The organism is Palleronia sp., assembly GCF_042089775.1.
Taxonomy (GTDB): domain Bacteria; phylum Pseudomonadota; class Alphaproteobacteria; order Rhodobacterales; family Rhodobacteraceae; genus Palleronia.
Genome location: NZ_JBELKF010000128.1, coordinates 1 through 6,698, shown reverse-complemented (window position 1 = coordinate 6,698; position 6,698 = coordinate 1). Strand labels below are relative to the sequence as shown.

Sequence of the window (6,698 nt, the reverse complement as noted above, 5' to 3'; positions counted from 1 at the left end):
AAAGCAACTGGTTCTAAGAAAGAACTTATAAAACACTCACGTGCAACAATTTTTTGGTTCGCAGTTGTGACGATAGGTCCGACTGTTTGTGACGGTAGGTCCGATAGTTTGTGACGATAGGTCCGATCATAGCCGCTTCTGAACATGTCGATATTCTTCTTCGGCGCCCGATCGGTCGGAACGTCGGCTCTCTTGTATCGAGTCGGAGAAAGCTCGCTTCTCAGATGGCGTTGGGAAGTAGAAATCATTCGAGTTTAGAATTTGCTTCGGGCGGCTGATATACCAGATGCCACGACGTCGATCGTCCATGGCAATGGCCCAGCCGTTGAGCCGCCCCACTTCCTCCAAGAGAGCTCGCTTGAGCTTTTCGCGCCTCTTCCGCCAGACACTGTCAGACGCAGGTCTTCGGCCCCAGACATGGCCCGCTAAGGTATGTAGGCTAGCACCCTTCCCTGCCATCAGGCTCTGTCCTTCGCGGATAAAGCAGCTGAACCAGCAATGAGCTATCTTCGCGATCGGAGTCTCAAGCTGCCGGCGCTCATTGAGACTGACTCGGACATTCTGTTCGCCAAAGATAGAGGCCGCCAAGCGCCAGTTCAGCCTGATCGGCAGTTGGTCCCCATCGAAAGCTTTCGGGAACTGGATCAACGGCGAGATGCGCTTCTTCTTGCCGGGGACCTCTCGATAAACTGAGACCGTGCTCATCTCGTGCAGCAGCGCGATAAGTGCCTTGTAGTCCTTGCCGCCGGTTCCCATCCCGGCATCGAGGAGCAGATCATAAGCGCTGATCTCCAAGAAGGACATGTCGACGTCATCGAGAAGATCATCAAGCCCCAAGACATCTTGGCGGACCTTCACCTCCCGCTCATTGCCTCGGATCAGATAACCGTCTCGGGATGTCTGAGCGCAGATCGCAAGCAAAACGCTTTGGTGCGCCGAAGTCATCTGCTCGCCCTTAAAACTGATGATGCCGGCGTCCCACTCTCGCTGCACGTCATACAGAGCTTGGCCCTTCGATCGCTTCGGCACGAAAAGGCCATCACATCCGCCAAATGCCGGATCGTAGAACGCAAAATCAGAAAGGCCTTGTGCCACTTCTAGACCCTTCCCCGTCTATTCTGAATCTCCGGTGGCTGGTCGGCCACCAGGATGCCGCTCGGGCCGCGGTAAAGCCATACTGGCGGCAAGGGCGGCCCGTAGTTCGTCTTTGTGGCTTCCCAGCTGACCCAACGGCGACGCTCGTCAGGTCCTTCGATCCCGCGCTTCTCGGCTTCCTGTACAGTCATAGTCTGGAGGTTTGCTTGCCATCGGGCATTGTCCGTCAAGCTCGACGCACCTCGAACCGCCGTTTGATCAGAACCGGCCGTGCCGTCGCGGGCACTGGCCTTTCCGACATGATGCAAGAGCAGAAACGTCGACCCGGTGGCCTTCACGGCCATTTCGACAGCGCTCATCATCGCTGCCATTTCAACGTTGTCGTTTTCCGAGCGGCCGCCGGCAAACCGGATCAGGGTATCGATAATGATGAGCCGCGCGCCCTTTGCCATGTCCGCCAACAGCCACCAATGGGACAACCACCAGTCAGGCCTGTGCGGTTCGATGGTGACGCCGGACCCATAAAGATCCACGACGTCGAAGTTGTCGACGATGGCATCGATGACCGCGGGCGCGTCAGCCGGGTCAGCTTCCCGCATGCGTTGCGCCATGGTGAAGAGGCGATGATGCAGAACAGGGCGCTGGTCCTCCGCACAAGCGTAAACGACACGTCCACGCTGAAACTCGAAACCCTCAATCCCGTTGAACAGACCAAAAAGGTCGGAACCGCATGCGATCGACATGCCACACTGAACTGACCACATCGATTTGCCTGCGGAACCTGCCCCGGCAATCATGCCGACCGTGCCGGCCACCATCCCCGGCAAGACCATGTCGAGTGGCTCGGGCTCGGTGTCGAACGTGGCCCGAAGATCCATTTTTCGGTCCGAAAACTCGGCGACAGCATGGCTCTTTTCCATATCCGGGCGCCGGCGTTCCAACTCCTCACTAGAAATGGTGCCGGGCAACCAAAGCCGAGTGATCCGACCTGTTTCGGGGTTCCAGTCCCTAAGCCATCCTTCCGGCACAGGATAGCTGCTCGGCAGGTCAACGTCCTGCGGCTCGAGCCGCGTAGGATCGAATTCGGCGCTCATGGCATGCCCTTACGCATGTTACGTTTTTACGTGCTTACTATAAAGCACGCAAACACGCAATCAATAGTGAGTATGTGCATCTCTGACATGAACTTCAGGGGCCCGGGTCATTAAACTCGTTAGGTGGCATGTCAGGCACACCACCATCTTGGCGACGGCGCACGTAACCCGTTGCCCCGGCCTTTCGTATGGTACGCGCCAAATAGTCATCGATCGCCGGATGCCGCTCCTCGATATCAGGCGAGTGGCGACGAAGGGCCTCAACGACATCATCCGGATGCGCCCCGTGCTTTAACGCAAAACCGCAAGCACGGAAGTCCGCAACGGACTGGTCGTCTGTTTCCAGCATTGATCTTTCAAGCCCGGCGCGCACCAGCGCTTCCGCGTCGCCAGCAGGGATCCTGGTTCGCACAACCCGGGCAACCTGCTTCTCGGCACTGGCTGCCCTCTGGCGCTCTGCGGCCGCCTGGAACGCCTTCTCGATCTTGGCGATCAGATCACGCCCAGCAGCGGCTATGGCACCTGTAGCCGCTCTGAGCGTCACCCAGGGCCCCTTACCGCGACGATCGTGCTTGGGCTTCCGGTTCACGAAGCCCGGCAGGCGTCCGAACCGCTCGGCACCGACAGCTGCTGGATCCCCGCCGAACGCCTTGGCCAAGGATCTGCTGGCCTGGGTGGCGACCTTCTGGCTCGGCTCGGGCGCCTCCGGCGGCAGGAGGCGGATCCAAGCTTGGTGGTTGCCGCCTGAGGTCTCCAGAACGACCGCCGGTGCGAAGTTCATTTTCTCAAGCTGCGTGACCTGGTCTGCCGTCAGGTCGTCCAGGAGGGTGATCCGCCGATCCATCGGACGGATATACACTCCGCCAAAATTTGCGTTGCGCTGCTGCATCCACCGAACATTCTTCGGCTTCAACAACTGCTCAGCGGTCCACGTCTGTCTTTCAACCTTCCCACCTTTCCGATCGGGCGTCGAAACCATGACCTGGTACTGCTCGGCGCCTACCGCGCGCTGGAACTGCCCGATCTGCTGTCCTGCCCGACCTACCGCCTCGGCGAGATGACGTTCGAGAACAGCCAGTCCTTCACGTCCTGCGGAACGGTCGGATCCGTCACCATCTCCAGAACCCTGTCTTCGACTGCACTCGACCTCGTCGGCTGCAAGGTAGACCAACCGATCCAGAGCATCATTATGAAAGCCGCCGACCCCACGCTCGTCAGGATCGAGGACGTTATTACGTGCTTGCGATTTTGCGTGCTCATCCGTTTGCTCGCGTCCTCTATCTCCGCGAGCCTGACCTGTGTCCCCCTGGCCTGCCGCTCCATATCGCTCACGGAGGCTCGGAAGGTCTGCACCACCGCTGCCAGCGTCTCCAACTCCTTCAAGAGCTGCTGCGGCTTCAGCTTGTCGGCGGCCTCGCGTTTCGCGGATTGCCGCATCGTCTCGACCTGGCTCATAGGAAAGCCCTCTCTTCTGTAAATTGGCCCAGGTGAAGCCACGCCCCATGGCCTTCGAGGTGACACGGATACCTTCAAGCTCATAAGCCAACCCGGACACGCGCCCGGTCGAGGCCACGTTCGGATGAACGGCAACGCCAGCATGTTCCAGCTGCTCGATCATTTCGGAAACTGTCGCACCACCCTCGATGATCCCATCGATCAATGCTGCCACTCGCATGGCCGGGGGCGCCTCCCCAGCAAAATCGGCGTAAATGATCTGCTCACGACCTGGGGCTTTGTGATGGTCCACGGCCTTCTCCCCGTCCAACAGATGGCTGCTCTCGACCACCGTCAGCCCGAACTCCTCCTCTATCTGGCGAATGATCCCCTCTGAACGCCGGTAATCCTGCGCGTCAGGCACAACGGTACCGTCGCGCCTGATCCGCGAGGCCGCGATATGGACATGGCCATCGCCATGGTTGACCACCAGAAAATCCTCAAAGCCCATACCCGCCACCCACCGCTCGGCGATCTGGTTCCAAGTGGCATCGCCAAGGTCAGGATCCCCATCGGGCAAGCGCAGAGCCTCATGCACCACATAGACGCCAAGGCTAGGCCGCAGGGCATGGAGGGCGCCGAACTCCGCAGCAATCTCGCGGGCCGTTCGGCCAGCGAAAGTGCCCCCGATAATCCGGGCTTGTGGCCGCGGATCGCCTTTCTGGTCCATCTCGTCGAGCAGGTAGTCGATCAGGCCACGGGCACCGCGCCCTTTGATGAGTTTACCGATCATAGGGCATCTGGCTCCACATCAAGAAGGCGCAACCGGATTTCGCGCAAAAGATCATCTAGTTCGGCAAGGGTCTGGCGATCGGTTGAGCTCAGGCGGTCCTGCTGACCCGCATTCAGCCGGTACGCGATCTGGTTGAGGTTCGAGGCTAGTGGAGCGAGATCGGACCATTGCCGGATCGAGACAGCCGGAGCCGCACGGACGGTCGACGAAAGAGCCGACTGACGGATGAACTCAGACACGCTGAGGCCCGCCTCCTCAGCCCGCTCCCGGATGCTATTCAGTTCCCGCTGGGACAGCCGGAGACCGCTGAACGGCTGACGGCGATCAAGGGCGTCAACGGCAGGGCGCGGCATGAGCGACTTCCTTTCTCCGGCGGGCACTGGAAAACCAGAGCGCGCAGGATAGGGGGCTTGGGGGAGTGCAAGGACGACCCAGCCATAGGACGTGCCAGGGGAACCGGGAGAGTAATGAATGACACCCCAAGGCAATCCGCGATTGGCGGTACGCCAGGCAAGCGGAGAGAGAAGAACGGCAGCTGAGACCGCAGGGAGCAGGGCCGTGATCGAACGAAGGGCGCAGTATTTCAGCCAACCGAGCGAAGCGGAGGGCGGATGAGATACGGAGGGGGTCCAGGGGTACCCCTTGGCAAGCGTTGTTGTCAGGTCGGAGTTTCCGTCCTGACAACAACATGGCTTGCTCTTCACCGTATATAGTAAAACTTGAAACATGACATGCCATACAACTAATATAAGGGCATACCCTGAAAGAAGAAAGAGCCGGCAATGAACGAGAAGACCCGCCTGCAAAAGCTCGGGCGATCGGAATTGGAGGCCTTGGCCGAAAAGGCCCTCACCAACCAGGAACGCAATCGCCAAGCATCCGCTAAAGTCCGACAGGCTAAAAAGGCAGCGGGGCTCCAACAGATATCGGTTTGGGTTCCTCGCGGGTCGCCTAGCATCGAGAAAATCCGAAAGTTCGCCGACGAGCTTTGCGAAAAGCATCTGGCCGCCTTGGAGGCTCAGGCGAACAGTCCCAAAAAATCAGATGATTTACGGGGACAAAACCAAGCTCAAGAAACCCCTAAAAATCCGCCCCCTCATTCAGCTCATGGGCAGGAGGATTAATTGGGACACCGCGCCGCCATCTATGCGCGGGTCTCGACGCTCGGACAGAACACTGATCGTCAGGTTGCCGACCTTCAGCGCCTTGCTAGGCACCGGGGGCTTAAGGTTGTCCACATCGCTCAGGAAAAGATGTCCGGCAAGCGAACAGATCGCCCTGCTCGGCAATGGCTTCTTGAGATGGCGCAAGGCGGCAAGATAGATGCGATCTTGATCACCGAGCTGTCTCGGTGGGGTCGTTCCACAGCGGATGTACTCAAGACGCTGGATCAGCTGGCAAGCTGGAACGTGTCCCTGATTGCGGAGAGCGGCATCGACTTAGATCTGCGCTCCGCCGGCGGAAAGATGATGGTAACCCTACTCGCTGGGTTCGCCGAGTTCGAACGCGACCTCACCTCGGAAAGGATCCGGTCGGGCCTGGCCCGCGCGAAGAACTCCGGAAAGACGTTGGGACGGCCAAGAGGCATCAACCCTTCCGACAAGTACGCAAATGATGTTCTGGCCGCCGTGGCGGCAGGCAAGTCGTATCGATGGATCGCTCGAGACCTGCAGATCAGCAAGAACACAGTCATGGCGATTGTGAAGCGGTCCAGAGCCGAAAAAGCTTGAGCTGTTAACCTCCACATGCAACAACGCATGCACGTTTCAACGCGAGCACGTAACAACGCATGAAAACAATCGCAGTTATCAGCCAGAAGGGTGGATCGGGAAAGTCTACGATCTCGCGCCATGCTGCTGCCATGTTGCCTCGCGCCGCACTTGTGGATCTCGACCCCCAAGGGACCTCCCGTCGATGGATTGAGAGACGACGTGATGCAGGGAACCAGGATCCTGGCTTCACGGTAGCCAAGTGGGACAAGCTCCAAGGCATCCATAGAACGCTGACCGAGCGTGGCGCGGACTACCTCATTATTGATACACCGCCATCTCACGACGACGAACGTGCCATTCGATCTGCCATCGCGCTATCCGACCTCGTCATCCTTCCGGTCAAGCCAACACCTGAAGACATCGAAGTTTTGGGAGGTGTTGAAGCTTTGATCGGTTCGAAACCAAAGATCTACGTGATGACAATGATCACCCCGCGCTCGAACCTCTTTGCCACGACACGAAGACTTCTGGAGAAGCGTGGACGCGTTGCGCCCTCTAGCATCGTCAACC

7 protein-coding genes are annotated in these 6,698 nt (G+C 58.8%); 3 read left to right on the top strand and 4 right to left on the bottom strand.

What is annotated here, in order from left to right; all coding sequences use genetic code 11:
* Window positions 1–126 precede the first annotated feature (126 nt).
* From repC to ACFDS3_RS18185, 4 genes are all read right to left on the bottom strand, one after another.
* Window positions 127–1,095: a replication protein C, IncQ-type gene (gene repC, locus ACFDS3_RS18200; protein ID WP_375263770.1), complete on the bottom strand. Its 969-nt coding sequence runs from the start codon at window positions 1,093–1,095 to the stop codon at window positions 127–129.
* 2 nt (window positions 1,096–1,097) lie between these two features.
* A complete protein-coding gene (locus tag ACFDS3_RS18195) occupies window positions 1,098–2,189 on the bottom strand; it encodes a helicase RepA family protein (RefSeq protein WP_375263769.1) in 1,092 nt (363 codons plus the stop codon).
* 94 nt (window positions 2,190–2,283) lie between these two features.
* Complete coding sequence (locus ACFDS3_RS18190) at window positions 2,284–4,416, bottom strand: DNA-primase RepB domain-containing protein (protein WP_375263768.1); 2,133 nt, start codon at window positions 4,414–4,416, stop codon at window positions 2,284–2,286.
* Window positions 4,413–4,769 carry a hypothetical protein gene (locus ACFDS3_RS18185; RefSeq protein ID WP_375263767.1) on the bottom strand — a complete coding sequence of 119 codons (357 nt, stop codon included), beginning with the start codon at window positions 4,767–4,769 and terminating at the stop codon, window positions 4,413–4,415. The genes ACFDS3_RS18190 and ACFDS3_RS18185 overlap by 4 nt, the downstream gene beginning before the upstream one ends.
* Before the next feature lie 429 nt (window positions 4,770–5,198).
* On the opposite strand from ACFDS3_RS18185, the gene ACFDS3_RS18180 reads away from it, so the two are divergent.
* The 3 genes from ACFDS3_RS18180 to ACFDS3_RS18170 form a co-directional block, all read left to right on the top strand.
* Window positions 5,199–5,540, top strand: coding sequence for a hypothetical protein (locus tag ACFDS3_RS18180; protein WP_375263766.1), 342 nt, complete (start codon window positions 5,199–5,201; stop codon window positions 5,538–5,540).
* Window positions 5,541–6,146: a recombinase family protein gene (locus ACFDS3_RS18175; RefSeq protein ID WP_375263765.1), complete on the top strand. Its 606-nt coding sequence runs from the start codon at window positions 5,541–5,543 to the stop codon at window positions 6,144–6,146.
* Window positions 6,147–6,205: 59 nt separating this feature from the next.
* The coding region (locus ACFDS3_RS18170; RefSeq protein ID WP_375263764.1) for a division plane positioning ATPase MipZ at window positions 6,206–6,698 on the top strand (493 nt) is incomplete at its 3' end.

Coding starts and splice junctions, on each gene's coding strand:
- ACFDS3_RS18195 (WP_375263769.1), bottom strand. CDS start 2,189: ATGAGCGCCGAATTCGATCCTACGCGGCTCGAGCCGCAGGACGTTGAC.
- ACFDS3_RS18185 (WP_375263767.1), bottom strand. CDS start 4,769: ATGCCGCGCCCTGCCGTTGACGCCCTTGATCGCCGTCAGCCGTTCAGC.
- ACFDS3_RS18180 (WP_375263766.1), top strand. CDS start 5,199: ATGAACGAGAAGACCCGCCTGCAAAAGCTCGGGCGATCGGAATTGGAG.
- ACFDS3_RS18190 (WP_375263768.1), bottom strand. CDS start 4,416: ATGATCGGTAAACTCATCAAAGGGCGCGGTGCCCGTGGCCTGATCGAC.